Annotated in this window: 26 protein-coding genes, 1 pseudogene and 1 riboswitch; of the genes and pseudogenes, 10 read left to right on the top strand and 17 right to left on the bottom strand. The window is 73.6% G+C overall.

The features are described 5' to 3' along the window. Positions 1 to 36: 36 nt before the first annotated feature. The 4 genes from lnt to ACZ7BZ_RS22825 form a co-directional block, all read right to left on the bottom strand. Positions 37 to 1,677 carry an apolipoprotein N-acyltransferase gene (gene lnt, locus ACZ7BZ_RS22840; protein ID WP_470359978.1) on the bottom strand — a complete coding sequence of 547 codons (1,641 nt, stop codon included), beginning with the start codon at positions 1,675 to 1,677 and terminating at the stop codon, positions 37 to 39. A 174-nt stretch (positions 1,678 to 1,851) separates the two neighbouring features. Continuing rightward, a complete protein-coding gene (locus tag ACZ7BZ_RS22835) occupies positions 1,852 to 2,304 on the bottom strand; it encodes a GNAT family N-acetyltransferase (RefSeq protein ID WP_470359890.1) in 453 nt (150 codons plus the stop codon). A 32-nt stretch (positions 2,305 to 2,336) separates the two neighbouring features. Then, positions 2,337 to 3,953 carry an amidohydrolase gene (locus ACZ7BZ_RS22830; RefSeq protein WP_470359889.1) on the bottom strand — a complete coding sequence of 539 codons (1,617 nt, stop codon included), beginning with the start codon at positions 3,951 to 3,953 and terminating at the stop codon, positions 2,337 to 2,339. 50 nt (positions 3,954 to 4,003) lie between these two features. Then, a complete protein-coding gene (locus ACZ7BZ_RS22825) occupies positions 4,004 to 4,444 on the bottom strand; it encodes an Lrp/AsnC family transcriptional regulator (RefSeq protein ID WP_030058365.1) in 441 nt (146 codons plus the stop codon). 415 nt (positions 4,445 to 4,859) lie between these two features. On the opposite strand from ACZ7BZ_RS22825, the gene ACZ7BZ_RS22820 reads away from it, so the two are divergent. Further along, positions 4,860 to 5,360, top strand: coding sequence for a hypothetical protein (locus ACZ7BZ_RS22820; protein WP_470359888.1), 501 nt, complete (start codon positions 4,860 to 4,862; stop codon positions 5,358 to 5,360). A gap of 124 nt (positions 5,361 to 5,484) precedes the next feature. On the opposite strand, the gene ACZ7BZ_RS22815 is transcribed toward ACZ7BZ_RS22820, so the two are convergent. Beyond that, complete coding sequence (locus ACZ7BZ_RS22815; RefSeq protein WP_470359887.1) at positions 5,485 to 6,648, bottom strand: acyl-CoA dehydrogenase family protein; 1,164 nt, start codon at positions 6,646 to 6,648, stop codon at positions 5,485 to 5,487. 336 nt (positions 6,649 to 6,984) lie between these two features. Here ACZ7BZ_RS22815 and ACZ7BZ_RS22810 point away from each other — a divergent pair, with 336 nt between their 5' ends. Both ACZ7BZ_RS22810 and ACZ7BZ_RS22805 read left to right on the top strand, forming a co-directional pair. Next, positions 6,985 to 7,614: a uridine kinase family protein gene (locus ACZ7BZ_RS22810; protein WP_470359977.1), complete on the top strand. Its 630-nt coding sequence runs from the start codon at positions 6,985 to 6,987 to the stop codon at positions 7,612 to 7,614. A 389-nt stretch (positions 7,615 to 8,003) separates the two neighbouring features. Beyond that, positions 8,004 to 9,986 (top strand): AAA family ATPase, encoded by a 1,983-nt coding sequence (locus ACZ7BZ_RS22805; protein ID WP_470359976.1) that lies wholly within the window; start codon positions 8,004 to 8,006, stop codon positions 9,984 to 9,986. A gap of 123 nt (positions 9,987 to 10,109) precedes the next feature. On the opposite strand, the gene ACZ7BZ_RS22800 is transcribed toward ACZ7BZ_RS22805, so the two are convergent. From ACZ7BZ_RS22800 to ACZ7BZ_RS22755, 10 genes are all read right to left on the bottom strand, one after another. Continuing rightward, positions 10,110 to 11,096: an NAD-dependent epimerase/dehydratase family protein gene (locus ACZ7BZ_RS22800; protein WP_470359886.1), complete on the bottom strand. Its 987-nt coding sequence runs from the start codon at positions 11,094 to 11,096 to the stop codon at positions 10,110 to 10,112. A gap of 83 nt (positions 11,097 to 11,179) precedes the next feature. Continuing rightward, complete coding sequence (locus ACZ7BZ_RS22795) at positions 11,180 to 12,226, bottom strand: hemolysin family protein (RefSeq protein ID WP_470359885.1); 1,047 nt, start codon at positions 12,224 to 12,226, stop codon at positions 11,180 to 11,182. Beyond that, positions 12,223 to 13,566 (bottom strand): hemolysin family protein, encoded by a 1,344-nt coding sequence (locus tag ACZ7BZ_RS22790; protein ID WP_470359884.1) that lies wholly within the window; start codon positions 13,564 to 13,566, stop codon positions 12,223 to 12,225. Before ACZ7BZ_RS22790 ends, ACZ7BZ_RS22795 begins: the two co-directional genes overlap by 4 nt. 193 nt (positions 13,567 to 13,759) lie before the next feature. Beyond that, positions 13,760 to 14,200: a PH domain-containing protein gene (locus ACZ7BZ_RS22785; protein WP_470359883.1), complete on the bottom strand. Its 441-nt coding sequence runs from the start codon at positions 14,198 to 14,200 to the stop codon at positions 13,760 to 13,762. Between the two features lie 103 nt (positions 14,201 to 14,303). Then, on the bottom strand, positions 14,304 to 15,152 hold the full coding sequence (gene hisG, locus ACZ7BZ_RS22780; protein WP_380457565.1) for an ATP phosphoribosyltransferase: 849 nt from the start codon (positions 15,150 to 15,152) through the stop codon (positions 14,304 to 14,306). Between the two features lie 67 nt (positions 15,153 to 15,219). Beyond that, entirely contained in the window at positions 15,220 to 15,492 is a 273-nt protein-coding gene (locus ACZ7BZ_RS22775) for a phosphoribosyl-ATP diphosphatase (RefSeq protein WP_470359882.1), read from the bottom strand. A gap of 102 nt (positions 15,493 to 15,594) precedes the next feature. Continuing rightward, entirely contained in the window at positions 15,595 to 16,068 is a 474-nt protein-coding gene (gene ribH, locus ACZ7BZ_RS22770) for a 6,7-dimethyl-8-ribityllumazine synthase (protein WP_380457562.1), read from the bottom strand. A gap of 112 nt (positions 16,069 to 16,180) precedes the next feature. Next, a complete protein-coding gene (locus ACZ7BZ_RS22765) occupies positions 16,181 to 17,476 on the bottom strand; it encodes a bifunctional 3,4-dihydroxy-2-butanone-4-phosphate synthase/GTP cyclohydrolase II (protein WP_470359881.1) in 1,296 nt (431 codons plus the stop codon). Next, the gene (locus ACZ7BZ_RS22760; protein WP_380457558.1) at positions 17,473 to 18,120 is read right to left on the bottom strand and encodes a nicotinamide mononucleotide transporter family protein; all 648 of its coding nucleotides are present in this window, start codon (positions 18,118 to 18,120) and stop codon (positions 17,473 to 17,475) included. Before ACZ7BZ_RS22760 ends, ACZ7BZ_RS22765 begins: the two co-directional genes overlap by 4 nt. Then, on the bottom strand, positions 18,117 to 18,863 hold the full coding sequence (locus ACZ7BZ_RS22755; RefSeq protein ID WP_470359975.1) for a riboflavin synthase: 747 nt from the start codon (positions 18,861 to 18,863) through the stop codon (positions 18,117 to 18,119). Before ACZ7BZ_RS22755 ends, ACZ7BZ_RS22760 begins: the two co-directional genes overlap by 4 nt. 217 nt (positions 18,864 to 19,080) lie before the next feature. Beyond that, a riboswitch (FMN riboswitch) is annotated at positions 19,081 to 19,208 on the bottom strand. A 299-nt stretch (positions 19,209 to 19,507) separates the two neighbouring features. Here ACZ7BZ_RS22755 and ACZ7BZ_RS22750 point away from each other — a divergent pair. After that, positions 19,508 to 19,753: an SCO4226 family nickel-binding protein gene (locus ACZ7BZ_RS22750; RefSeq protein ID WP_470359880.1), complete on the top strand. Its 246-nt coding sequence runs from the start codon at positions 19,508 to 19,510 to the stop codon at positions 19,751 to 19,753. A gap of 56 nt (positions 19,754 to 19,809) precedes the next feature. Here ACZ7BZ_RS22750 and ACZ7BZ_RS22745 read toward each other — a convergent pair whose 3' ends face one another. After that, positions 19,810 to 20,124: an antibiotic biosynthesis monooxygenase family protein gene (locus ACZ7BZ_RS22745; protein WP_470359879.1), complete on the bottom strand. Its 315-nt coding sequence runs from the start codon at positions 20,122 to 20,124 to the stop codon at positions 19,810 to 19,812. A gap of 144 nt (positions 20,125 to 20,268) precedes the next feature. On the opposite strand from ACZ7BZ_RS22745, the gene ACZ7BZ_RS22740 reads away from it, so the two are divergent. Next, complete coding sequence (locus tag ACZ7BZ_RS22740; RefSeq protein WP_470359878.1) at positions 20,269 to 20,964, top strand: MSMEG_1061 family FMN-dependent PPOX-type flavoprotein; 696 nt, start codon at positions 20,269 to 20,271, stop codon at positions 20,962 to 20,964. Between the two features lie 134 nt (positions 20,965 to 21,098). Here the strand turns inward: ACZ7BZ_RS22740 and ACZ7BZ_RS22735 are convergent, their stop codons facing one another. Beyond that, positions 21,099 to 21,287 carry a YegP family protein gene (locus ACZ7BZ_RS22735; protein WP_188299765.1) on the bottom strand — a complete coding sequence of 63 codons (189 nt, stop codon included), beginning with the start codon at positions 21,285 to 21,287 and terminating at the stop codon, positions 21,099 to 21,101. Between the two features lie 178 nt (positions 21,288 to 21,465). Here ACZ7BZ_RS22735 and ACZ7BZ_RS22730 point away from each other — a divergent pair, with 178 nt between their 5' ends. From ACZ7BZ_RS22730 to ACZ7BZ_RS22710, 5 genes and pseudogenes are all read left to right on the top strand, one after another. After that, entirely contained in the window at positions 21,466 to 21,888 is a 423-nt protein-coding gene (locus ACZ7BZ_RS22730) for an HIT family protein (protein ID WP_470359877.1), read from the top strand. A 189-nt stretch (positions 21,889 to 22,077) separates the two neighbouring features. Beyond that, on the top strand, positions 22,078 to 23,133 hold the full coding sequence (locus ACZ7BZ_RS22725; RefSeq protein WP_470359876.1) for a serine hydrolase domain-containing protein: 1,056 nt from the start codon (positions 22,078 to 22,080) through the stop codon (positions 23,131 to 23,133). A gap of 110 nt (positions 23,134 to 23,243) precedes the next feature. Further along, positions 23,244 to 23,390, top strand: a complete 147-nt coding sequence (locus ACZ7BZ_RS22720) for a hypothetical protein (protein WP_470359875.1) — start codon at positions 23,244 to 23,246, stop codon at positions 23,388 to 23,390. Positions 23,391 to 23,483: 93 nt separating this feature from the next. After that, a pseudogene (locus tag ACZ7BZ_RS22715) lies at positions 23,484 to 23,732 on the top strand (steroid 3-ketoacyl-CoA thiolase); the annotation flags it as partial. A 111-nt stretch (positions 23,733 to 23,843) separates the two neighbouring features. Beyond that, the gene (locus ACZ7BZ_RS22710) at positions 23,844 to 25,052 is read left to right on the top strand and encodes an alpha/beta hydrolase family protein (RefSeq protein WP_470359874.1); all 1,209 of its coding nucleotides are present in this window, start codon (positions 23,844 to 23,846) and stop codon (positions 25,050 to 25,052) included. Positions 25,053 to 25,059 lie beyond the last annotated feature (7 nt).

Here is a 25,059-nt window from a genome sequence, read left to right as displayed (position 1 = left end):
CGGTGCTCTGCGCGCCGCACGGGAGGTCCGGGCCGGCTACGGCACCACCTGGTCCAACGATTCCCCGGCGGCCGGTGTTCCGTCCGCGGACTTCCGGCGACGGCCGAGCAGCACGGCGGCGGCGCAGGCCACCAGGCCTCCGACGGCCAGCGTCCACTCCGGGGCGGCGCCGACCCGGTCGGCGACCGTGGTGCCGTCGCGCAGCGGGACGGTGGCGGACAGCTCGGCCGGGGTCAGCTCCGCGGTGCGCTGCTCCACGGTGCCGTCCGGGGCGATCACCGCGCTGATGCCGCTGGTGGCGGCGATCAGGACGGCCCGGCCGTGCTCGACGGCGCGCAGCCGGCTCATCGCGAGCTGCTGCTCGGGCTGGCCGGTCTTGGCGTAGGTCGCGTTGTTGGTCTGGACCACCAGGACGCGGGCGCCGCTGTCCACGGTGTCCCGGACGATCTCGTCGTAGGCCACCTCGAAGCAGATGACGTCGCCGATCCGCGCCGGGCCGAGCTGCATCACGCCGTTGTGGTCGCCGGGGTAGAAGTCGCGGGCGACCCGCTGGAGGCGGGTGATCACCTTCATCAGCTGGGAGCGGAACGGCACGTACTCGCCGAACGGGACGGGGTGCTGCTTGGTGTAGGAGGCGCCCGGGCCGGTGACCGGGTCCCAGACGATGCCCTCGTTCTGGACGTGCTGGGCGTCCGGGCCGTCCACCAGGGTGCCGACCAGGGTGGGCACCCCGACGGCCTTGACCGCCTCGTCGATGCGCTGGCGGGCCAGCGGGTCGCTGAACGGGTCGAGGTCGGAGGAGTTCTCCGGCCAGATCACCACGTCGGGCCTGGGCACCTTGCCGGCCTGGACGTCGGCGGCGAGCCGCTCGGTGGCCGAGGCGTGGTTGTTGAGCACCATCATCGGGCGGCCGAGGAAGTCCATCCCCGGGTTGGGCACGTTGCCCTGGACGATGGCGACCTTCACGGTGTCGGCCGCGGCCGTGGGGACCGGGACGAGGTAGCCGGCCAGCAACGCGGCCACCGCGCCCAGCGCCGCCAGCGCGGCCGCCCTCGGGGCCCGGCCGGGACCGCGCACGCGCAGCGCGGCCCAGGCCAGCAGCGTGCCGGAGAGTGCGACCGCGAAGGTCACCAGCGGGGCGCCGCCGAGCGCGGCCAGCGGGGTGTACGGGGTGGCGGTGTTGGCGAAGGCCAGCCGGCCCCAGGGGAAGCCGCCGAGCGGCAGCCGGTCGCGCGCCCACTCCTGGGTGACCCACAGGGCCGCCGCCCAGAGCGGCCAGCCCGGCAGCCGGGAGGTGAGCGCCAGCGCTCCGCCGAGCAGGGCCAGGAACAGCGCCTCGATCACCGACAGGCCGACGGTCGCGTCCCAGCCGACCACCCTCAGCCAGCTGAGCAGCATCAGGAAGAACGGGAAGCCGAAGGCGAAGCCCGTCCAGGCGCCCTGACGGAAGGTGCGGCCGCGGGTGAGCAGCGAGAGCGCGGCGACGCCGAGCAGGGACAGCGGCCACAGGTCGTACGGGGGGAAGGCGAGGGCCAGCAGCAGGCCGGCCAGCGCGGCCAGACCGGTGCGCGGCAACCCGGCCCGGACCTTGGCGAGCGCGCGGGCGACGCGGCCGGGGGCGGGGGCCGGGTCCTGTGGCTCGGGAGCGGTCCCGGACCGCTCCTGGGTGACGGGAATGGCCACCGGCGCACCATCTTCCTGGGGCTTGCTGTTCGGACGCTGTGCGAAGAAGGTACCCCGGAAGGCCGGGGTCGCGTGAGGTCAGGGTGGTAGGGCCCTCCGCCCCCGCCTCTCCGGCCCCGCCCCTCCCCTCTCCTCCCCCTCCCGTCCGGTTCCGGTTCCGGTTCCGGCTCAGCGCTCGGAGTAGCGGAGGCGCCCCAGCGGCCAGTGGTCGGTGAGCCAGGCGGAGACCGCGCGGTGGAGCGGGGCGTCCAGTGCGGCGCGGTCGGCGCGGACCCAGGAGCTGACCGAGACCGCCGACGGGTCCTCGCGGTCCGGGTGGATGTAGACGCAGCCGATCACCTCGTCCCGGTCCGGCTCCAGGACGGTGTAGGTGAAGCCGCGACGGGCCTCGAAGTCGGCGGCGTGGCGGCGCAGGTCGGCGAGGTTGTCCTCGAGCGACATCCCGTCGACGGGCGGCCAGCCGCGGCCGGCCCAGCCGGGGGTGGCGCGGATGTGCTCGATGCTGCCCGTCCAGGCGGCGTGGTCGGAGGCGTTGTGCTGCTCGCCCAGGGGCTCCAGGCGGAACTCCGGGGCGAGCAGCTCGCGCGGGACGGTGAAGTCGGCGGGTACCAGTCCGGTCATGGTCGGCACCCTACGGGGCAGCCGCCCGCCGCTCATCCGGTTTGCCGCTCGTACACTGTGCGACCGCGGACCACGGTGCGCAGGCAGACCGGCAGCTCGTGGCCGGGGGTGAGGTCGGGCAGGCCGGGGGTGCCGGAGCGCGGGTCGGTGGACCAGCCGGCCACCCGGGAGTCGGGGGCCTGGACGACCAGCTCGTCGGCGGCCCAGACCGCGTAGTTGGCGATCGCGCCGGGCACCAGCACGCCGTCGTGGTCGCGGCCGATCGCGCGCCAGCCGCCGCGGGTGTGGGCGGTGAACGCGGCGCGGACCGAGATCCGGTGTTCGAGCGTCCGGTGGAAGGCCGCGGCGCGGACGGTGCCCCAGGGGTCGAGCGGGGTGACCGGGGCGTCCGAGCCGAAGGCCAGCGGGACACCGGCCCGCAGCAGCGCGGCGTACGGGTTGAGGACGGCGGCCCGCTCGGCGCCCAGGCGCTGCACGTACATGCCGTCCGGGCCGCCCCAGGCGGCGTCGAAGGCGGGCTGGACGGAGGCGGTCAGGCCGAGCTCGGCGAAGGCGGCGATGGCCTTGTCGTCCAGGGCCTCGGCGTGCTCGACGCGGTGGCGCAGTGCCTTGACCCGGGCGGCGCCGACCCGCTCGCCGGCCGTGCGCACGCCCTCGATCACGGCCGCGAGGGCGGCGTCGCCGATGGCGTGGAAGCCGGCCTGCAGCCCGGCCTCGGTGCAGGCGGCGACGTGGTCGGCGACCTGCTCGGCCGTCAGGTAGGCGGTGCCGGTGTGTTCGGCGTCGGTGTAGGGGGCGTGCAGGCAGGCGGTGTGCGAGCCGAGCGCACCGTCCACGAAGAGGTCGCCGCCGGCGCCCACCGCGCCGAGCCGGCGGGCGGTCTCGACGCCGCCCAACTCGCCCCAGTAGCCGTACACTTCGGGGCCATCGCCGTCGGCGGCCAGGGCCAGCAGGGCGGTCAGGTCGGCCGCCGAGGAGATCTCCGGACCGGCGCACTCGTGCAGGGCGCCGATGCCCAGTTCGGCCGCGCGGGCCAGGGTGGCGCGCTGGGCCCGGCGGCGCTGCTCGGGGGTCAGCCGGGCGAGGGCGGTCTGCCGGACGGCGTGGTGGGCGTCCTTGGTGAGCGGGCCCTCGGCGTCGTGGCCGGGCCGCTCGCTGAGGCCCTCGGTGAGGGTGCGCAGCACGGTGGTGGCGAGCGCGGAGTGGACGTCGGTGCGGGAGAGGTAGAGCGCGGCGCCGCGGGCGGCCTCGTCGAGTTCGGCGAGCGTGGGCGGACGGCCCTCGGGCCAGCCGGTCTCGTCCCAGCCGTGGCCGATCAGCACCCCGCCGTCCTCGGGCCGGGCCTCGACGAAGGCGGTGACCGCGGCCAGGGCGGCGGCCAGCGAAGGGCTGCCGGTGAGGTCGAGGCCGGTGAGCGCCAGCCCGGTGGCGGTGGCGTGCACATGGGCGTCCACGAAGGCGGGGGTGACCAGGGCGCCGTCCAGCTCGACGATCTCGTCCGCCGTCGCGGCGTACGCCTCGGCGGCGCCGTCACTGCCGACCCAGGCGATGTGCCCGCCCTCCACGAGCATCGCGGTGGCGAAGGGGTCGGCGGGGCTGTAGACGGCGCCGCCGCGCAGCAGGACGGTCCGGGAGGTGCGTTCGGTCATGCGGCTAAGTCTGCACCTTGCTTTTCGCTCCGCGGAGTCCGGCTCGACCTTCAGAGCTTCGGCGGCCGGGCCTCGTACGGGGTGGAGAGCACGACGGTGGTGCGGGTGGAGACTCCGGCGGCGCTGCGGATGCGGGCCAGTAGGTCCTCCAGGTCGCCGGGGGCGCCGACCCGCACCTTGAGGATGTAGTTCTCGTCGCCGGCGACGCTGTGACAGGCCTCGATCTCGGGCAGGCCGGCCAGGCGGTCCGGGGTGTCGTCGGGGGCGCTGGGGTCGAAGGGCTTGACCGAGATGAACGCGGTCAGCGCCAGGTCGACGGCGTCGGGGTCGATGATCGCGGTGTAGCCGCGGATCACCCCGCGCTGCTCGAGGCGGCGCACCCGCTGGTGCACCGCCGAGGTGGACAGGCCGGTGGCCTTGCCCAGGTCCGTGTAGCTCATCCGGCCGTCCTCTAGGAGCAGCTGGACGATGCGTTGGTCGAGATCCTCCACAGTGCGCAAACCTACCGGGTCGGGGACACCGGGGCGCACGGCGGTTGCGCACCCGCCCCGAGCCGAAGGGCGCGCCGGCGTCGAAGGCGACGAGCGACGAGCGACAAGCGACAAGCGACAAGCGAGGGACGAACGAGGGACGAACACCGGAGGGTGAGCCCCTCCTGCCCGAGGGCGGGCGAGGAGGGCGACCGTCGGCGCCGGGTCAAGAGCGCACGGAGGCGAGCGGGCGGATCACAGTGGGACGGCAGGTGTCAGGCGGGCATGTGCCGGGTGAATGTGGCAGCCGGTGTGGCCAAGGACACACCCGGTGCATCACGGTGCACAACTCCGCAGGATTATGAGCCCGGATGGCAGGGAAGTGCTGGTTGTGGCCCTGAGCGACCACGCCGGGCCCGATCCTAGGGGGATCCTCATGCCTGCTACTGACCAGCGCGTGCTGGCCGCCGACGAGACCGACGATCCGACCGGCCGCGAGGACCTCGCGGTGGACCACGTGCCGGGCGGCGACCCGGGCGAGACCGAGGGCTGGGACATCTTCCGGGTCCACTGCCCCGAGTGCCGTCGCCCGATCGCCCTGGTGGCGGACGAGGAGCGGCTGCCGCAGCACGCGCTGCTGCCCACCGCCTGGAACCCCTTCTCCCCCGCGATCTGCCCCGGCTCGGGCACCCTCACCGACGACCTGGCCGAGGTGGAGAGCCCGGAGGACGACGAACCGACCGGGTTCGGCGCGCTGTTCAAGCTCCCGAGCGAACTCGACTGGCGCACCCAGCCGTTCTCGCACGCGCTGGTGCACCGCCCGGTGCGCGGCACGGCGGTCGGCGTCGCCGCCCCGGTGAAGACCGTGCGGCCGATCGTCGCGACCGTGCCGCTGGCCACCATCCCGGAGCAGCGTCGGCGGCTCGTGCGTCGCTGACTCCCCGGATCTGCCGGTGAGTTGACGTTCCGCCAGGAAGTCGCCTCCGACCGCCGCTCCGCACCCTGGAGCGACGGCCGGAGGCCGTATCGGGGAGGGCCACGGCCCTCCGTCCGGCCCCGGCTCAGCCCTTGGTGAGGTGGCGGCCGATCACCAGGCGCTGGATCTGATTGGTGCCCTCGACGATCTGCAGCACCTTGGCCTCGCGCATGTAGCGCTCGGCCGGGAAGTCCTGGGTGTAGCCGTAGCCGCCGAGCACCTGGACGGCGTCGGTGGTCACCCGCATCGCCGTGTCGGTGCAGAACAGCTTGGCCATCGCCGCCTCCTTGGAGAACGGACGGCCCGCGTCCTTCAGCCGCGCGGCGGCGAGGTACAGCGCCCGGCCGGCCTCGATCTGGGTGGCCATGTCGGCGAGCATGAAGGACAGGCCCTGGAAGTCGGCGATCGGGCGGCCGAACTGGCGCCGGGTGCGCGCGTAGTCGACCGCGAGGTCGAGCGCGGCCTGGGCGACCCCGATCGCGCAGGCGGCGATGCCGAGGCGGCCGGAGTCCAGTGCGGCGAGCGCGATCTGGAAGCCCTGGCCCTCCTCGCCGACCAGCCGCTCGCGGGCCACCCGGGCGCCGTCGAAGTGCAGCTGGGCGGTCGGGGAGGAGCGCATGCCCATCTTGTGCTCCGGCGGCGCGGCCGACAGGCCCTGCTGGGTACCGGGAACCAACAGGCAGCTGATGCCCTTCGGGCCGTCGGCGCCGGTGCGCACCAGCGCGCTGTAGAAGTCGGCCTGCCCGCCGTGGGTGATCCACGCCTTGGTGCCGTTCACGACGTACTCGTCGCCGTCGAGGTCGGCACGGGTGCGCAGGGCCGCCGCGTCGGAGCCGGACTGCGGCTCGGAGAGGCAGTAGGCGCCGAGCTGCTCGCCGGAGAGCATGCCGGGCAGCCACGTGCGGCGCTGCTCCTCGCTGCCGAAGGTGGCCAGCGCGTGACAGGACAGGGTGTGCACGCTCACGCCGAGGCCGACGGCCAGCCAGCCGGCCGCCAACTCCTCCAGCACCTGGAGGTACACCTCGTAGGGCTGCTCGCCGCCGCCGTACTCCTCGCCGTACGGGAGGGACAGCAGGCCGGCCTCGCCGAGGGTCCGGAAGACCTCCCGGGGGAAGCGGTCGGCCGCCTCGTCCTCCGCCGCGCGCGGCTGCATCTCGCGCTGGACCAGGTCCCGGGTGAGGCTCAGCAGCTCGCGGGCCTCCTCGCTGGGCAGCTGGCGGTCCACGGCTTTCACGGGGGACGGGGTCATGGCGAGGGTCGCCTCCTCGATCGGGCGCCGGCCCGGGGTGGCGGGTGGTCCGGCGCGGTGTGGCAGGTCGGCCCGACCGGCACCGGGTTGCGGTGAACGGCCGTTCACAGGCGTGGCGAAGGCGAGTATGCCCCAAACCCGCGCTGCCGTCACGACCTGCACAGATCAACTGTCCGCAGTGGTGGGCTACGGCACCGTAGGGTTGACGATGTGGCTGCATCCGGAACCGCTCACTCCCTCTGTCCGCCCGCTCCCGCCGATCCGCCGACCGACCTCGGCGCGACCGGCGACGACTCGGCGGACCCCGGCGCGACCGGCGACGGCTCGACGGTGGCCATCGGTGCGGCCGACACCGCCGGGGCGCTCGCCCGGCTGGCCGCGGAGCTGCGCGCGCTGCCGCCCTCCTGCGGGCCGGTGCGGCTGGTCGCGGTGGACGGGCACGCCGGCTCCGGCAAGACGACCTTCACCGGGCGGCTGGCGGCGGCGCTCGGCGGGGCGCCGGTGATCCACCTCGACGACCTGGCCACCCACGCCGAGCTCTTCGGCTGGACCGGGCGGCTGCGCGAGCAGGTGCTGGAACCGCTGGCGGCCGGCCGGGACGCCGAGCACCGGGTGTACGACTGGACGCTGCGCCGCTTCGCGGGCACCGCCCGGGTGCCGGCCGCGCCGGTGGTGCTGGTGGAGGGGGTCGGCGCGGGACGCCGGGAGGTCCGGCCGTGGCTGGCCCGGGTGATCTGGATGGAGTTGGACGCGGCCGCGGCCCGGCGGCGGGGCGAGGAGCGGGACGGGCCGGAACTCGCCGGGTTCTGGGCGGGTTGGGCCCGCGCGGAGGCGGCGCACTTCGCCGCCGACCCGAGCCGTCCGCACGCCGCGACGAGGGTCGACGGGGTGACCGGACGGATCGCGCCGAGCACCGTCGGTGAAACTTCAACTAGGCCCTTGACCTGCGACATCACCAGGATCTAGGTTCTCCTCAGCTGCCGGAACCCACCGCTCCGGCCGCCTCGGACCCGGCGTCCCCGGCTTGTTCCCCCGTGAGCCGGGGGCGCCGTCCGGTCCTCTCCCCCGGCCTGCCGGGCCAGCGGTTTTTCGGCCATCCGACCGCTCAACCGCCGTGTGCACGATCGCATTTGACCCTGTACGGCACCCTTCCGGATCAGCCCCGCGCCGGTACGATTCCCGGTAGGCGCATATGCGCCCCGGGGGCTCGACGACCACCGGCCCGGCTGCGCACAGACGATCCGCCGGCCGAGCCCCGGGCCACACCGCGGGGGGCGTGAGTGACGACGGTGGACAGTTCCGACAGCACGGCCGGCGGTCCGGACCGACTCGCCGACCGGGCCTGGCAGCGTGCCATGGACGCCTACACGGCGGGCGCCTACGCCCGGGCCGAGGAGGAGTTCCGGGCGGCCGTCCGGCTCGACCCGGGCATGGCCGACGCCTGGCTCGGCCTGCACGCACTGCGCAGCGACACCTCGGCGGCACTGCTGGCCATGTACCGTAACCAGAACCGCTTCGGCGAGCAACGGCGGCTGCACCGGCGCCCGCTCAGTTCCTGGTACTGGCTGGGCTGGTGGGTGCAGCCGGTGCTGGAGGACACCCGCGACCTCGCGCTGGCGCACGCCTCGCACTGGCTGGACGGCCGCCACCTGGCCGAGCTGGACCGGGCTTTGGAGCAGTGCCCGGCGCCCAGTGAGGACCCGTCCGCGCAGTTCCTGTACGCCTGCCGGTCCTACCTGCTCAAGGACTGGGAGCAGCTGATCCGGGACACCGACCGACTGCTGGACGACCCCCTGCTCGGCATCGAGGCCGGGCTCTTCGCGGGCATGGCCCGGGTGCGGCTGGACATGTGCGCCCAGGCCCAGGCCCCGCTGGCGGCCTCGCTGGCCCGCTGCCGCTCCGAGCAGCCGCAGCGCAAGGAGCTGCGCTACTGGCTGGCCCGGGCGTACGAGGGCTCGGGGCGCAGCGCGGCGGCGCTGCCGCTGTACCGGGCGGTGCACCGGGCGGATCCGGCGTTCATGGACACCTCGGCCCGGCTGGCGGCGATCTCGGCGGAGGACTCGCTCGCGGACGGGCTGCTCGCCGACGGGCGCTCGGGCGGCCTGGACGGCGGTGGGTTCGACAACGGCGGGCTCGACGGCACGGGACTCGACAGCGCGGGACCGGACGGCAGCGGACCGGGCGCCGAGCCGGCCTTCCAGGACGATCCCGGGTATGCCGAAAGCCCGCTCTACGAGGCCGAGTTCGGCACCGGCGGTACCCCGGCCGGCGGCGGGCCCTCGGTGGACGCCACGCTGGTGGACGGCCCGCTCGCCGCGCCCGAGCCGGACACCGCCCTGGCGGGCAACGCCCCGCAGGCAGCCGGCGAGCGGACCGGCGGGGCGAGCGCCCCGGCCGGTCCCGCCGCGCCCTCCCCGCTGCCGGCACGCGGTGAGGCGCAGCCCCGGTCCGCTCCCCCTCCGGCGCCCCGGATCGCGGGCAACGAACGGGAGTTGGACGCGGCCCTGGCCGAACTCTCACTGATGGTCGGCCTGGAGCCGGTCAAGCGCCAAGTACGGGCTCTCTCCGCACAGTTGAGCATGTCCCGACTGCGGGCCGAACAGGGCCTGCCGGTCCAGCCGCCGAAGCGGCATTTCGTCTTCTCCGGCCCCTCCGGCACCGGCAAGACCACCGTGGCGCGGATCCTCGGCCGGGTCTTCCACGCCCTCGGCCTGCTCTCCGGCGACCACCTGGTGGAGGCCCAACGTGCCGACCTGGTGGGTGAGTTCCTCGGCCAGACCGCGGTCAAGGCGAACGACCTGATCGACTCCGCGCTGGACGGCGTGCTGTTCATCGACGAGGCGTACAGCCTCTCCAACTCCGGCTACACCAAGGGCGACGCGTACGGCGACGAGGCGCTCCAGGTGCTGCTCAAGCGGGCCGAGGACAACCGGGACCGGCTGGTGGTGATCTTGGCCGGCTACCCCGAGGGGATGAACCGTCTGCTCGCCACCAACCCCGGCCTCAACTCCCGCTTCACCACCCGGGTCGACTTCCCCAGCTACCGGCCGAACGAGCTGACCGCGATCGGCGCGGCGCTGGCCGGCCGGGACGGCGACGGCTGGGACGAGGACGCCGCCGAGGAGCTGGCCAGCATCTGCACCCACGTGGTGCGCGAGGGCTGGATCGACGAGCTGGGCAACGGGCGGTTCATCCGCACCCTGTACGAGAAGTCCTGCGCCTACCGGGACTTGAGACTCTCCCTGCTGCGCCAACCGCCTGGCCGGGAGGACCTGGCGACGCTGCGACTGCCGGACCTGGTGCAGGCGTACGGGGAGCTGATCGACGGTCGGGGCTGATCCACCACCGGGGCTGATCGACGGCCGGAGCCGATCCACCGCCCGGTCTGGTCCACCGCCCGGTCTGGTCCACCGCACGGGCTGATGGACGGCCGGGGCTGACGACCGGCTCCCCGCCGGGGCTCACCCGTCGAGCAGCCGCGCCTCCCGCTCGGGGTCGAGCCCGACGTTCGGCCGGTCCGCGCGCTGCGGGGCCTCGCCACCGATCGACCGCAGCCAGGCCCAGGTGGACTCGACCGTCTCGGCGACCGGACGGCAGCGCAGCCCGGCGTCGACAGCGCGGGCCACCGAGGCGCCGTGCAGGAAGTCGTAGAGCTCACCGGGCGCCAGCCAGATCGGCAGCTCCGTCCACGGCTGCACGCCAGCCGCCACGATCCGCTCCGGGTCGGTCCAGCGCAGTTCGGCGTCCGAGCCGGTGGTCCGCACGCAGGACTCCAGCAGGCCGCCCATGGTGGTGTGGCCGGCCGGGCTGACCACGTTGTACGGGCCGCTCAGCCGGGCCGCCACCGCGTCCAGGGTCCAGCCGGCGAGGTCGCGGACGTCGATGTACTGCAGCGGCAGGTCGCGCGGACCGGGGGCGAGCACCGGGCCGCCGCGGGCGATCCGGTTCAACCACCAGGGCAGTCGGCCGATGTCCTCGTACGGGCCGAGGATCAGCCCGGCCCGGATCAGCAGGGCGCGCCCGCCGTACTCCTGCTCCAGGGCCAGCTCGGCGCCGCGCTTGGCCTCGGCGTAACCGACCTCGCCGGTGGCGTCGGGCGAGGCGGGCACCACCGGCGCCGTCTCGTCCGCCCCGGCGCGCAGTGGGTGGTCGTACACCGAGCGGCTGGAGACGTACGCGTAGTGGCCGACCCGGCCGTTCAGCCGTCGGGCGCTGTCGCGCACCGCGGCCGGGGCCCAGGACCAGGTGTCCACCACCGCGTCCCACTCCCCCGTACCGAGCACCGCGAGGCCGTCCACGGCGGTGCGGTCCCCGTGCAGCACCCGGACGCCCTCGGGCGCGGGCTGTGTACCGCGGTTGAGGGCCGTCACCTCCCAGCCCCTGGCCAGCGCCTCCTCGGCGACGGCCCGTCCGACGAACTTCGTTCCGCCCAGCAGCAGCAGTCTCATGCCGACCACCCTGCGGTGCGGGTGGCCGGCATGGGAACCGTTGGCTGCTGTGGGCAGAATCGCCGTCGGCGAACGGGGGCCGGTCAGGCCGTGGTGCGGTGGTCCGGGTCGTGCATCTCGCCGACCAGTTCCTCCAGCACGTCCTCCAGCATGACCACGCCGACCGTCCGGCCGTCCTGGTCCAGCACGGCGGCCAGGTGGCAGGTGGCCCGGCGCATCGCGCCGAGGGCATCGTCCAGCGGGAGGCTGCCGCGCAGCACCGTGATCGGCCGCCACAGCCGGGCCGGGACGGGCGCCGACGGGTCGTCCACGTCGAGGATGTCCTTGAGGTGGAGATACCCCAGGTAGCCGTGTCCGGCCGGGTCGCCGTCGGAGACCGGGAAGCGCGAGAACCCGGTGCGCAGGGCGAGTTCCTCGACCTCGGCGGCGGTCGCCTTCGGGTCCACGGTGACCAGCTGCTCGGGGCGGAGCAGCACGTCGGTGACCGGGCGGCGGCCCAGCTCCAGGGCGTCCTCCAGGCGTTCCTGGCGGTCCTCGTCGAGCAGGCCGGCGTCCCGGGAGTCGACCAGCAGGTACATCAGCTGCTCGGTGGTGAAGACCGACTCGACCTCGTCCTTGGCCTCGACCCGGAACAGCCGCAGCACGCCGTTGGCGAGCGCGTTGAGCACCCGGATCACCGGGGCGAGCCAGCGGGCCAGCCGGTCCAGCGGCGGGCCGAGCAGGAGCGCGGCGCGCTCCGGGCCGGCCATCGCCATGTTCTTCGGCACCATCTCGCCGAAGACCATGTGGAGGAAGACCACCAGGGCGAGCGAGATCCCGTACGAGAGCGGGTGCATCAGGCCGGACGGGACGCCGATCGCGTGGAACGGGCCCTCCAGGAGGGCGGCGATGGTCGGCTCGGCGAGCGCACCGAGGCCCAGCGAGCAGACCGTGATGCCGAGTTGGGCGGCGGCCAGCATCGCGGAGACGTTGGACAGCGCGTGCAGCACCGTCCGGGCGCGCTTGTGCCCGGCCTCGGCGAGCGGCTCGATCTGGCTGCGGCGCACCGAGACGACGGCGAACTCGGCGCCGACGAAGAAGGCGTTGCCGAGCAGCAGCAGCACGGCGACGACGAGCTGGAGCACGGTCATCGGACGTCCTCCCCGCCCTCGCCGAACAGGCCGGGCGCGCTGGTGCGCTCCACCCGGACCTGGCTGGTGCGGTGCCGGTCGACGCCGGTAACGGTGAGCCGCCAACCGGGCAGTTCGGCCCGCTCGCCCACCGCGGGCAGCTTGCCGAGCAGGTCGGAGACCAGCCCGGCCAGGGTCTCGTACGGGCCGTCCGGCGCGTTCAGGCCGATCGCCTCCAGCTGGTCGAGCCGGGCTCGGCCGTCGGCCTCCCACGCGGGCAGGCCGTCGACGGCCGGCAGCGGGAGCAGGTCCGGGTGGTCGGCCGGGTCGTGCTCGTCCTGCACCTCGCCGACGATCTCCTCGACGATGTCCTCGACGGTGACGACGCCGGCGGTGCCGCCGTACTCGTCGACCACGATGGCCATCGGCTGGAGGCGGCGCAGCCGGTCGAGCAGCCGCTCGGCGGGCAGCGTCTCGGGCACCAGCAGCGGCGGCGAGGCCAGCTCGGCGACCCGGACCAGGCCGCGGCGGGCGGCCGGGACGGCGAGGGCGTCCTTGAGCGTCACGATGCCGGTGACCTCGTCCACGGTGTCGGCGTAGACCGGGAAGCGGGACAGGCCGGTGGCCCGGGTCAGGTTGATGACGTCCGAGGCGGTGGCGTCGCGCTGGAGGGCGGCGACGTCGATCCGCGGGGTCATCACCGACTCAGCGGTGAGGTCGCCCAGGCCGAGGGTGCGGACGAACAGGGTCGCCGACTCCTCGTCTATCGCGCCGGCCTTGGCCGAGTGCCGGGCCAGCGAGACCAGCTCCGCCGGGGTGCGGGCGTGCTCCAGCTCCTCCTGCGGCTCGATGCCGAAGGCCCGGACCGTACGGTCGGCGGTGCCGTTCAGGAAGCTGATCAGCGGGCGGCAGACGAAGGAGAAGGCCATGTGCGGAGCGGCGACCGCGCGGGCCACCTGGAGCGGGCGGGAGATCGCCCAGTTCTTCGGGACCAGCTCGCCGATCACCATCTGCACGACGGTGGCCAGCACCATGCCGACCACCACGGCGACGCCTCGGGCGGCCGAGTCGGGCACCCCGATGCCCGACATCACGGGCTGGAGCAGGGTGGACAGGGCCGGCTCGGCGAGCATGCCGACCACCAGCGAGGTGACGGTGATGCCCAGCTGGGCGCCGGAGAGCTCGAAGGAGAGGTGCCGCAGGGCCCGGGAAACCCGGCGGGACTTGGCATCGCCGGTCCCGGCGGAACGTTCCACCTCGCCGCGGTCGGCGGTCACGAAGGCGAACTCGGCGGCCACGAAGAGACCGTTGGCGAGGATCAGGAGCAGGGCGGCGAGCAACAGCAGCCAGGCGGTGATCACAGTGCCGCCTGCCTTCCGGGAAGCGGAAGCGAGGCGGCGCAGGTACTACCGGACGGGTCGTCCATCGAGGGGGAGTGTCACTCCTCAGGTCGGTACGGTACTGGTCGTTCTGGGCGGGGCCGAAGTTTTGCCCCGCTTTTACCAGCGTAGACCATACCGGCGCGCCGGTAGGAAGCGTGTTCGCAGCCTCCGGTCAGAGCTGGGCGTGGTGCTCGACCAGGTCGCGCAGCGCCCGGGCGTCCGCGATCGCCCGGGCCTTGCCGACCCCGGACTGGATGCCGACCGCGGCGAGCGAGGTGCCGTCGGACAGGTCGAGGGTGGCCCACGGGTCGCCCTGGCGGAAGTTGACCCGGACGATCTCGGCCCAGGACAGCCGGCGCCGACGGACGAAGTTGACCACCGTCACGCCCTCCGCGTCGGCGGTCACCCGCGGACGGGCCAGCATCAGGCCCGCGCCGGCGAACAGCACACCGCTGGCGATCATCATGATCCGGTCGTTGAGCTGCCAGTTCGCCGGGAGCAGCAGGGCCAGCACCACGAACAAGACGACGAGCACGGCGCAGACCGGCAGCAGCACCGCGCGGGTGCGGCGGGGCGCCCAGGTGACGGGGAACTCGACGGGCGGCGTGGTCACGTGGGGTCTCCGGTGGTTCTGGATGCGACAGCAGTAGGGCGGGGACGCCGACCGGCATCCCCGCCCTATTGAACCGTTCTTTACTCTCGGACGTGCGGGCAGGTCAGAGGCGGCAGGCGTGGATGTTGGTGACCAGGATCGCCCGGGCGCCGATGCCCCACAGATCGTCCATGATCTGCTGGGCCTCCTTGCGGAGCACCATCGACCGGACCGCCACCCAGCCCTCGGTGTGCAGCGGGGAGACGGTCGGCGACTCCAGGCCGGGGGTGAGCGCAACGGCGGCCCCGACCTTCTCGGCGCGGATGTCGTAGTCCATCAGCACGTAGCGGCGGGCCACCAGCACGCCCTGCAGCCGGCGCAGGAACTGCTCGACCCGCGCGTCCTCGCCGGCGCCCTTGGGCCGGATCACCACGGAGTCCGAGATCAGGATCGGCTCGCCGAAGACCTCCAGGCCGGCGTTGCGCAGGCTGGTGCCGGTTTCCACCACGTCGGCGATCACGTCGGCGACGCCCAGCTGCACCGCGGTCTCGACCGCGCCGTCCAGCTTGGTGACCGTCGCCGTCACGCCGTGGTCGGCCAGGTGCTGTTCGACCAGGCCCGTGTAGGAGGTCGCGATCCGCAGGCCCTCCAGGCCCTGGACGTCCTTCACGTCCAGGCCCTCGGGGCGGGCGAAGCGGAAGGTCGACCCGGCGAAGCCGAGGGCGAGCACCTCCTCCGCGTTGGAGTGCGAGTCCAGCAGCAGGTCGCGGCCGGTGATGCCGACGTCGAGGCGGCCGGAGCCGACGTAGACGGCGATGTCGCGCGGGCGGAGGAAGAAGAACTCGACGTCGTTGTTGGGGTCGACGAGCACGAGCTCCTTGGGGTCCTTGCGCTGGCGGTAGCCGGCCTCATGGAGCATCTCCGCCGCGGGACCCGAGAGCGAACCCTTGTTGGGGACGGCGATGCGCAGCATGGGAGGTTGCTTCCTTACCTGTCGGACCTGCGGGAGAGGGAGGCGTGCCAGTGCGGGCACGGGCGTTCTAGAGGTACTTGTAGACGTCGTCGAGCGTCAGCCCACGGGCGATCATCATCACCTGAACGTGGTAGAGGAGCTGCGAGATCTCCTCCGCGGTCTGCTCGTCCGACTGGAACTCGGCGGCCATCCAGACCTCGGCGGCCTCCTCGACGACCTTCTTGCCGATCGAATGGACGCCCTGCTGGACGAGCTGCGCGGTACGGGAGGACGAGGGGTCGCCGGTGGCGGCCTTCTGCTGGAGCTCGGCGAAGAGCTCCTCGAATGTCTTCGAAGCCATGATGGGACTCACCATACGGCGTGCGGGCGGACGGACGGTAAACGGTCCCGGACCGTGGACGGTCGGCTGGACGTCCACGGTCCGGGGCCACAGGAGTTCGCGTCAGAGCACGGAACGCAGCGTCACCGCGGTGGCGACGGCGGCGGTGACGGCCTCGTGGCCCTTGTCCTCGGCGGAGCCCGGCAGGCCGGCCCGGTCGAGTGCCTGCTGCTCGTTGTCGCAGGTCAGCACGCCGAAGCCGACCGGGACACCGGTGTCCACGCTGACCTGGGTGAGGCCCGCGGTGGCCGCCTGGCAGACGTAGTCGAAGTGCGGGGTGCCGCCGCGGATCACCACGCCGAGGGCGACGACGGCGTCGTAGCCGCGCTCGGCGAGGCGCTTGGCGGCGACCGGCAGCTCGAAGGTGCCCGGGACGCGCAGGACGGTCGGCTCGGACACGCCCAGCTCCTTGAGCGCGCGGTGGGCGCCGTCCAGCAGGCCGTTCATGACCTGGTCGTGCCACTGGGCGGCGATCACCGCGACCTTGAGGTCGGCGGCGCCGTCGATGGTCAGCTCGGGGGCTCCGTGGCCGCTCATGTCTCTACTTCCTGTCCTTGCTCGGTACGGGGGTTCGGGTGCTTGCGTCGCACTCGCTACGGGTTCGGGTCCTTGCGTCGCACCCGCTACGGGTTCGACTGCCCGCGTCGTGTCAGGAGCCGAGGCCGGGCAGGTCGTGGCCCATCCGGTCGCGCTTGGTGCGCAGGTAGCGCAGGTTGTGCTCGCCGGGCGCGATCTCGACCGCCTCGCGTCCCTTGACCTTGAGCCCGTGGTCGGTGAGCGCGTTCAGCTTCTGCGGGTTGTTGGTCAGCAGGGTGAGCGAGCGGACGCCGAGGTCCACCAGCATCTGCGCCGCGATGCTGTAGTCACGGGCGTCGGCGGGCAGGCCGAGGTCCAGGTTGGCGTCGACGGTGTCCCGGCCCTGCTCCTGCAGCTCGTACGCGCGCAGCTTGTGGGCCAGGCCGATCCCCCGGCCCTCGTGGCCGCGCAGGTAGAGAACCACGCCGCGGCCGGACTCGGCGACCCGCTGCAGCGAGGCCTCCAACTGCGGGCCGCAGTCGCAGCGCAGCGAACCGAGGACGTCGCCGGTCAGGCACTCGGAGTGGACCCGCACCAGCACGTCCTCGCCGTCCGGCAGCCGTCCGTCCGCGCCGAGGCCGCCGGCCACCAGCGCGATGTGCTCGACGCCGTCGATCATGCCCTGGTAACCGACCGCGGTGAACTCGCCGTGCACGGTGGGCAGGGCGGTGACGGCGGCCCGGTCCACGTGCAGCTCGGTGCGGCGGCGGTAGGCGATGAGGTCCTCGATGGAGATGATCGCCAGGCCGTGCTCGCGGGCGAAGGCCATCAGCTCGGGCAGCCGGGCCATCGTCCCGTCGTCGTTGACCACCTCGGCGATCGCGCCGGCCGGCGCCAGCCCGGCGAGCCGGGCCAGGTCGACGGCGGCCTCGGTGTGCCCGGGGCGGACCAGCACCCCGCCCTCGACGGCGCGCAGCGGGAAGACGTGCCCGGGGCGGGTCAGGTCACCCGGCTCAGTGCCGGGGGAGGAGAGCAGCCGTACCGTCCGGGCGCGGTCGGCGGCGGAGATGCCGGTGTCCACGCCCTCGCGGGCGTCCACCGAGACGGTGTACGCGGTGCCCTTGCGGTCCTCGTTGACCTGGGTCATCGGCGGGAGCTTGAGGCGGTCCAGCTCTTCGCCGGTCATCGGGACGCAGATCACGCCGGAGCTGTAGCGGATGGTGAAGGCCATCAGCTCGGGCGTCGCGGCGGAGGCGGCGAAGACGAGGTCGCCCTCGTTCTCGCGGTCCTCGTCGTCGACCACGATCACCGCGCGGCCGACCGCGATGTCGGCGATCGCCCGCTCGACGGGGTCGAGCACGAACTCGTCGTCGGCGCCGTGGGCGGTGCCGTGGGCGCTGCCGCTGCCGGGGTTCTGGTTCTCGGTCATGCCGTGGCTCCCTGCGGGACGTTGGAGGACGTGACTCGCGGCTCACGGGTGCTCAGCCACCAGGAACGCAGGCCGAGCAGCACCAGGACGAAGTAGACGGAGTAGGTGAGGCCGGAGAAGGTGTAGCCGCTGTTGAAGGCGAGCGGGACGCCGACCACGTCGACCGCGATCCAGGCGAACCAGAACTCCAGCCAGCCGCGTGCCTGGGCGACCATCGCGGCGAGCGTGCCGACGAAGATGTAGGCGTCCGACCACGGGCTCCAGGACAGGCTGGGGTAGGCGGTGAACAGCAGCGCCAGGGCCACGGTGCCGACGGCCGTGCCGGCCACCAGGGCGGCCCGCTCCGGCCAGCTCGCGAACCGCACCGAGATCGTGCCGGTGTCACGGCGGCCGCGCCGCCACTGCGCCCAGCCCCAGGCAGCGGTGACGATGACGATCAGCTGCTTGCCGATCAGGCCGGGGACGTGGCCCCCGAGGTAGGCGGCGATCAGCACGGCGCCGGACAGGAGTTGGACCGGCCAGCTCCACACCGAGCGGCGCCAGCCGAGCGCCAGACCGCCGAAGCCGAGCAGGTTGCCGATCATGTCGGCCCATTTCACGTGTTCACCGAGGACGCTGAACGCCTCTCCACTGAGCCAGCTCACTTGTTCTCCCCCGTGGTGTGGTCGGCGGCCGGGGCGGACGGCCCGGCCGCGCGGTCCGGCAGCTTGGTTGTCGCGTCGAGCAGGTCGATCGGCGGGTTGGGCAGGTTGGGCAGAGTGCGCGATTCGAGCAGCCGCTCCACGTACTTGGCGAGGACGTCCACCTCCAGGTTGACGCTGCCGCCGACGGCCTTCGAGCCGAGCGTGGTCAGTGCGAGGGTGGCCGGGATGAGGCTGACGGTGAAGCTGTCGCGGGCGGCCTCCACCACGGTGAGGCTGACGCCGTCGACCGTGATCGAGCCCTTCTCCACCAGGTAGCGGGAGACGGACTCGGGCAGCGAGAAGCGCAGCACCTCCCAGCGCAGGTTGCCGTCCGCGTCGCGCTCGCCGGGCTCGCGGCTCAACAGCCTTCCGGTGGCGTCGACATGGCCCTGGACCAGGTGGCCGCCGAGCCGAGCACCGAGCGCCATCGCGCGCTCCAGGTTGACCGGGGAGCCGGGCTCCAACTCGCCCAGGCTGGACCGGTGCAGCGTCTCCGCCATCACGTCGGCACTGAACTCACCCGGCTGGTCGGCCAGTTGCTCAGCACTGTCGACGACCGTCAGACAGACGCCGTTGACCGCGATGGAGTCCCCGTGGCGTGCGCCGTCCCGAACCACCGGGCCACGCAGGCGGATTCGCGAGGAGTCGCCGATCTCCTCGATCGACACGACCTCGCCGAGCTCTTCGATGATGCCGGTGAACACCCGGGTCTCCTCGCGCTTGGGGCGCGGACTCCGGGGCGGCATGGGGAGATGACACGGACGGGCAACGGTTCGCAGTGCTGTCGACACGTCCCGTCGCCGGGGTGCCGAAGCCGCCGGGAGATCGCTCACCCGACCCGGGAGACACCTCTCCCGCCGCTCACCTGGCCGTGGTCCGGTCCGGTACGTGATGGACCACGGATACTGCTCTTCGTCCGCCCGCGCACGCCTCCCATCCGGACTTTAACCGTCGGTCCAGGAATTTCACCTGGTCAACCGGCCGCTGGCTGCGGACGGGTCGCGGACTGTAACCGCCGGTTCGGATTTTCACCGACCCCGGAGTGCGCTGAACGTCACTGCTGTTGACGTCATTGTGCCACGCGGGACGCGAGCCCAGGGAGAGTGTTCCGGTGTGGCCTGTTTCACGGCCTTGCGGGGAATGCGCGGCGGGGTGGTGACGGCGGTCGCAGCGGCGACGGTGGTGGTGGTGGCAGTGGCGCTGCCGTACGCGGAGGGTGAGGCTGGTGGTAGGACCGAAAGGTCCGCAGGACCGGGAGCCCGTACGGTTCGGATCCGTACGGCGCGGATCCGAATGGTTCCGAGCGGATCCGAACGGTTCTGATTCGTACGGCTCGGAGGCGACGACGATGAGGTTCATGGACGTCCATCACGGGATGGTCGGGATCACGGCGGAGCAGCTCAAGGCGGCCCACGCGGCCGACTTGGCGGTCGAGGGCGAGGAGGGCGTGCACTTCGAGCAGGCCTGGGCGGACCCGGATTCGGGCACGGTGTACTGCCTGTCCGAAGCGCCGTCCCGGGAAGCGGTGCAGCGGGTCCACGACCGGACCGGGCACCCGGCGGACGAGATCCACTCGGTGCCGTTGGCGATCTGACGGCCGCCGACCCGATGTGACGGCCGACCCAAGGGCCCAAGGGCTCTCGGCCGGGCTCAGAGTGTGGCGGGTGCGGCGATCGACGTGAAGTGGGTGACCTCCGGGGGGTGCACGAGGTAGTGCAACTCACCCTCCGACCAGACCGGCCGGATCCGCCACATCGGCCCGGCGTACCCGAGCAGAGCCTCCTCGTCGCGCCAGCGACTCACCACGAGCACCCGGTGCCCGCCCTCGGTCACCGAGCGCAGCAGCTCACCACCGAAGCAGCCGTCCGTCCGCCCCAACTGCGGCAACACCTGGCTGAGCAGGTGCGCGCAGAACTCCTCGATGCGATCGGCCGTGACCTGCCCGGCCCAGATTCTGACGATCACGGCCACCACCTCCGGCTGGCTGGAGTCCTTGGCCCCATTATGAGCGGAAAACCGCTGGTGGCGACGGGTGTGGCGACTCTTTCACGAAGAGTTGAGGCAGCCGGGACCGGTGGTGCGGAGCGAGGCCTCCGCTAGATTCCCGGCATGACCCTCATACCGGAAGCCACCGCACCGTCAACCCCCGCGCCGGACGCCCCGAACAGCTTGTTCGCCGCCCTCGCCGCGACGGCCCTCACCGACGCGGCCCAGCTGCGCGAGGTCTACGAGCAGCCCGGCGACCACGCGCGCCGCAAGCAGGTCGACCGACTGCACGAGGTCGCCCAGCGGCTGATCGCCTGCGCCTCGCTGGTGTTCGTCGCCAGCTCCGACGCCGCCGGCCGCTGCGACGTCTCCCCGCGCGGCGGGCCGGCCGGGCTGGTCTCGGTGCTGGACGAGTACACCCTGGCCATTCCGGACGCCACCGGCAACAAGCGACTGGACACCCTGCACAACATCCTGGAGAACGGACGGGTCGGGCTGCTGTTCGTCGTCCCCGGCCGGGACACCACGCTGCGCGTGAACGGGCGGGCCTGCGTCTCCACCGACCCGGAGCTGCTGCGGCAGCTGACCGCCGTCGGCAAGCCGCCGCGCAGCGCGATCGTGGTCGCCGTGGAGGAGGTGTACGCGCACTGCCCGAAGTCGCTCCTGCGCGGATCGGCCTGGAAGCCGGAGAACTGGCTGGCCAAGGACGCCCAGCCGACCTCGGCGGAGGTCACGCTGTCGCACCTGCGGGACGACTCGCTGACCGTCGAGATGATCGAGCAGACGGAGCGGGAGGCGCTGCTGTACCGGTACGAGTAGGCGGGCGGCTGCGGACAGCTGCGAGCTGCACGTGGGCGTACCGCCCGGCCGGGCGGCTGCTGCGGCGACCGGTGCGCCCCGCCGACGGGCCCTGGCGGGCCCTGGGGCGGGGCGCCGGCGCGTCCCGACCCGGGTCAGGCGGCCTTCGGGACGTCGACCACCGGGGCGCCGTCGGCCGCCCGCTGGACGGCCTCCACGCCCTTGTGGGCGGCGTCCTTGCTGACGTAGCCCTGGCCGGTGGCGACGATCTCGCCGTTGCCCGCCTTGAGCCGGAACCGGTACTTGCCGCCGGCGTCCTGGTAGACCTCGAACTTGCCCGACATCCGGGCCACCTCCTCGTGCGGCGCGGGTGCGCCGCGTCGATCCGTCCCCCTGCCCCCTCGCTGCACCGTGCGCCCGGTGTGGGGGCGGGCGCACCCGGTCGGCCGCCGGACGGGTGACGCGGGGCCGAGCCGGGTTTGCGGGGGTGCCGGGGGCGCGACCGGTGGTTTGAATGGACGGATGGACTGCGTGTTCTGTGCGGTGGTGGCCGGCGAGGAGCCCGCGCACCGGGTGCTCGACGACGGGACGGCGGTGGCCTTCCTGGACCGCCGGCCGCTGTTCCCCGGCCACGTGCTGGTCGTGCCGCGCGCCCACCACCGGACCCTGGCGGACCTGCCGGCCGAGGAGGTCGGGCCGTTCTTCCTGCGGGTGCAGCGGGTGGCGGCGGCGGTCGAGCGGGGGATGGGCGCGGCGGGCAGCTTCGTGGCGGCGAACAACCGGATCAGCCAGTCGGTGCCGCACCTGCACGTCCACGTGGTGCCGCGCAATCCGAAGGACGGGCTGCGCGGGTTCTTCTGGCCGCGGCGGAAGTACCCGGACGAGGCGGGGGCGGCGGAGGTCGCGGCGAGACTGCGGGCGGCGCTCGGGGAGGGCGAGGGGTAGGGGCGCGGGGAGGACGAGGAGCAGCGGGGCGGGGAGGGCGAGGGGGCATCGCTCTCGGGGCCCGACAGCCGAACAACGCGGGGCGCGGCCGGGCGGATCGGGGCGTGGACCCCGGGGAGCGTCCAGGGCGGTCGAACTCATCTTCCGGGCGGACGACTTCGCAGGTCGCGGGCGCCTAGGCTCACGCCCATGAACGAACTCGCCCGCCTCGTGGAACAGACCGCCGACCGGCTCGCGGACCGGCACGTCGGCGCGGTGGTCGCCGGGCTGGCCGGGGGCGCCGTGGAGATCCACGGCGTCGGGCGGACGAGCCCGGGTGGCGGGGTGCCCGGGGCGCACACGCTGTTCGACATCGGGTCCGTCAGCAAGGTGTTCACCTCGCTGGTGCTCGCGCGGCTGGCGCTCGACGAGACGGTACGCCTCGACGAGCCGCTCGCGGAGGTGCTCCCCGGGCCGGCGACCGTCCCCGCCCGGGGCGGGGAGGCGATCACGCTGCGACACCTCGCCACCCACACCTCGGGGCTCCCCCGGCTCCCCCGGGGCATGATGCTGCGGGCCTTGCTCCGGCCCAACAGGCCCGACCCGTACGCCCACTGCACCGCCGGGCGCGTACTCTCCGGGCTCGCCCGGACGCGGCTGTGTTCCGTCCCCGGGCGCAACTTCCGCTACTCCAACCTCGGCGCCGGGCTGCTCGGGCTGGCCCTCGCCCACCGGGCCGACACCGGGTACGGGGAGCTGGTGGCGCGCGAGGTGTGCACCCCGCTGGGGCTGGCGGACACCTGCCTGCGGCCGGACGCCGAGCAGTCCGAACGGCTGGCGCGCGGCCACGCCGCGGGCGGGGGTCCGGTGCCGTCCTGGGACTTCGCGGCGCTGCCGGGCATGGGCGGGCTGCGCTCCACGGCCGCCGACCTCGCGACCCTCCTGCGGGCGCAGTTGGCCGCCGACCGCGAGCCGGACGCGCCGCTGACGCCCGCGATCCTGCTCACCCGGGAGACCCTGCACCGGGTCAACCCGTTCGCCTGGACGCACCTCGGCTGGCTCGGCCACCGACTGCACGCCCAGCAGGGCAGGCACCTGCAGCTGTGGCACAACGGGGGGACGGGCGGGTTCAGTTCCTTCGTCGCCTTCGACCCGGAGCAGCAGGTGGGGGTGGTGGTACTGGCCAACACCCGGCGGTCGGTGGACCCTGCGGGCACGGCGCTGCTGCGGCGGCTGCAGGTCGGGTTCGGCGCGGCGGGGCGCTGACGGGGCGGGGCGCGTTCGGGCGAATACGCTGGGCCTCCTTCCTGCCCGTGTGACGACTTCGCGGGCTGCTGCCGGCCCAGTTGCACGGGCGGGCGGAGCGTGTCCTGGGGGTGGACGAGCCCTTCTCCCCCGGCTTCCGGGCCGCGCTGCACGAGTCGCTGCGCACCGAGGGGAGCGTCCGGTTCGCCCGGGGGCGGCTGACGGTGACGGTCGGCGGACTGGTGCACCGGTCCCCGCATCCGCTGGGCGCGGCGTAGGCCCGCCCGTGGGCGGAGGTGCTCTCGGCGCGGGCCTCCGGGCCCTCCAGGCCCTGATGGGGCGCAGCGGCGTCGACCCGGCCCTGGTGAACGAAGGCCTTCGCGAGCGTCGTCCTGGCCTGGCCTGGCCTGGCCTCGCCGCAGGAGACCGGCGCCGATCCGGCCAGGCTCAAGGTCAACGGCGGGGCCATCGCCCTCCGCCACCCGCCGGGCGCCGGCGGCGCCCGGCTGACGACCACGCTGGTGCGCGAACCGCCCCGCAGCGGCGGGCGGTTCGCGCTGCAGACCATGCGCGAGGCGGGCGGCCTGGCCAACGCGACGATCCTGGGGGCGATCGACTGAATCCGCCCGCCCAGGCCGACCCCTAGGGGGCGCAGCCGGTCCCTCCCGGAAGGGATCGGTACACCGCCGAGCCGACGTCAACTCCCTTGTCCGCGGCCTACCGTCGCCCACATGAGCCGACACTCGAGCCGACTTCGCACCAGCACCGCCGCCGCAGCGGCGCTGCTGCTCGCCCTGCCCCTCTCCGTCGCCGCCGCACCGGCCGTGGCCGCGCCCGCCACCACGGCCGCGGCCACGAGCGGCCCGGCCAGCGGCACCGCGCCGAGCGCCCTCCACCTCGAACTCCCGCGCCCGACCGGGCCGTACGCCGTCGGGCAGGAGGTGCTGCACCTGGTCGACCAGCACCGGCCGGACCCATGGGTCCCCTCCACCGGGCCGCGCCAGCTGATGGTCACGATGTACTACCCCGCACACACCGGCACCGGCAGCCCGGCCCCGTACATGACGGCCGCGGCCGCCCGGATGCTGCTGGACGGCAAGCTCCCGGGCAACACCGTCCCGACCGAGTCGGTGACCAACACCCGGACGTGGTCAAGGACCGACGCCCGCCCCCAGGGCGGCCACTTCCCGCTGGTGGTCCTCTCCCCCGGCTTCACCATGCCGCGCACCTCCCTCACCAGCCTCGCCGAGGACCTGGGCAGCCGCGGGTACGTGGTCGCGTTGGTCGACCACACCTACGAGAACACCGGCACCACGCTCCCGGACGGGCAGACGCTCCCCTGCGTGGAGTGCGGCAAGCTCACCACCCCCGAGGCCTGGAAGGGCCTGGACGAGAGCCGGGCGAAGGACGTCTCCTTCGTCATCGACCAGTTGACCGACCGACCCCACCCGGCCTGGCGCCACGCCCGCATGATCGACCGCGACCGGATCGGCATGGCCGGGCACTCCGCCGGCGGCGCGGCCAGCGTCCCGGCGCTGCTGACCGACGACCGGATCAGGGCGGGGGCCGACCTGGACGGCACCATGGACTACGAGGTGCCCGAGTCCGGCATCGGCGGCAAGCCGTACCTGATGATCGGCCACCCGCTGCCCGACGGCGCCGAGGACGGCAGCTGGACCGACAGCTGGCAGCGGCTCGACGGCTGGAAGCGATGGCTGACCTTCGACGGCACCGACCACGGCAGCTTCACCGACTTCCCGCTCTTCTTCGAGGGGCTCGGCCTCCCCCAGGGCCCGGACACCACCATGACGGGCAAGCGCGCGGTCGAACTCACCCGCCAGTACGTCGCGGCGTTCTTCGACCTCCAGTTGAAGGGCCTCGACCAGCCGCTGCTGGACGGCCCGACCGCCGCCAACCCGGAGGTCCGGTTCCACTCCTGACCGGCAC

This window comes from Kitasatospora sp. NPDC036934 (assembly GCF_055608425.1).
Note: the sequence above shows the minus strand (reverse complement) of the source record. Positions and strands in the feature narration are given on the sequence as shown.

What these genes read in the sequence shown, in the direction of transcription:
- ACZ7BZ_RS22835 (WP_470359890.1), bottom strand. Translation starts at nt 2,304, where the DNA reads ATGACCGGACTGGTACCCGCCGACTTCACCGTCCCGCGCGAGCTGCTC.
- ACZ7BZ_RS22830 (WP_470359889.1), bottom strand. Translation starts at nt 3,953, where the DNA reads ATGACCGAACGCACCTCCCGGACCGTCCTGCTGCGCGGCGGCGCCGTC.
- ACZ7BZ_RS22820 (WP_470359888.1), top strand. Translation starts at nt 4,860, where the DNA reads ATGCCTGCTACTGACCAGCGCGTGCTGGCCGCCGACGAGACCGACGAT.
- ACZ7BZ_RS22815 (WP_470359887.1), bottom strand. Translation starts at nt 6,648, where the DNA reads ATGACCCCGTCCCCCGTGAAAGCCGTGGACCGCCAGCTGCCCAGCGAG.
- ACZ7BZ_RS22805 (WP_470359976.1), top strand. Translation starts at nt 8,004, where the DNA reads ATGGACGCCTACACGGCGGGCGCCTACGCCCGGGCCGAGGAGGAGTTC.
- ACZ7BZ_RS22800 (WP_470359886.1), bottom strand. Translation starts at nt 11,096, where the DNA reads ATGAGACTGCTGCTGCTGGGCGGAACGAAGTTCGTCGGACGGGCCGTC.
- ACZ7BZ_RS22795 (WP_470359885.1), bottom strand. Translation starts at nt 12,226, where the DNA reads ATGACCGTGCTCCAGCTCGTCGTCGCCGTGCTGCTGCTGCTCGGCAAC.
- hisG (WP_380457565.1), bottom strand. Translation starts at nt 15,152, where the DNA reads ATGCTGCGCATCGCCGTCCCCAACAAGGGTTCGCTCTCGGGTCCCGCG.
- ACZ7BZ_RS22775 (WP_470359882.1), bottom strand. Translation starts at nt 15,492, where the DNA reads ATGGCTTCGAAGACATTCGAGGAGCTCTTCGCCGAGCTCCAGCAGAAG.
- ribH (WP_380457562.1), bottom strand. Translation starts at nt 16,068, where the DNA reads ATGAGCGGCCACGGAGCCCCCGAGCTGACCATCGACGGCGCCGCCGAC.
- ACZ7BZ_RS22765 (WP_470359881.1), bottom strand. Translation starts at nt 17,476, where the DNA reads ATGACCGAGAACCAGAACCCCGGCAGCGGCAGCGCCCACGGCACCGCC.
- ACZ7BZ_RS22750 (WP_470359880.1), top strand. Translation starts at nt 19,508, where the DNA reads ATGAGGTTCATGGACGTCCATCACGGGATGGTCGGGATCACGGCGGAG.
- ACZ7BZ_RS22740 (WP_470359878.1), top strand. Translation starts at nt 20,269, where the DNA reads ATGACCCTCATACCGGAAGCCACCGCACCGTCAACCCCCGCGCCGGAC.
- ACZ7BZ_RS22735 (WP_188299765.1), bottom strand. Translation starts at nt 21,287, where the DNA reads ATGTCGGGCAAGTTCGAGGTCTACCAGGACGCCGGCGGCAAGTACCGG.
- ACZ7BZ_RS22730 (WP_470359877.1), top strand. Translation starts at nt 21,466, where the DNA reads ATGGACTGCGTGTTCTGTGCGGTGGTGGCCGGCGAGGAGCCCGCGCAC.
- ACZ7BZ_RS22725 (WP_470359876.1), top strand. Translation starts at nt 22,078, where the DNA reads ATGAACGAACTCGCCCGCCTCGTGGAACAGACCGCCGACCGGCTCGCG.
- ACZ7BZ_RS22710 (WP_470359874.1), top strand. Translation starts at nt 23,844, where the DNA reads ATGAGCCGACACTCGAGCCGACTTCGCACCAGCACCGCCGCCGCAGCG.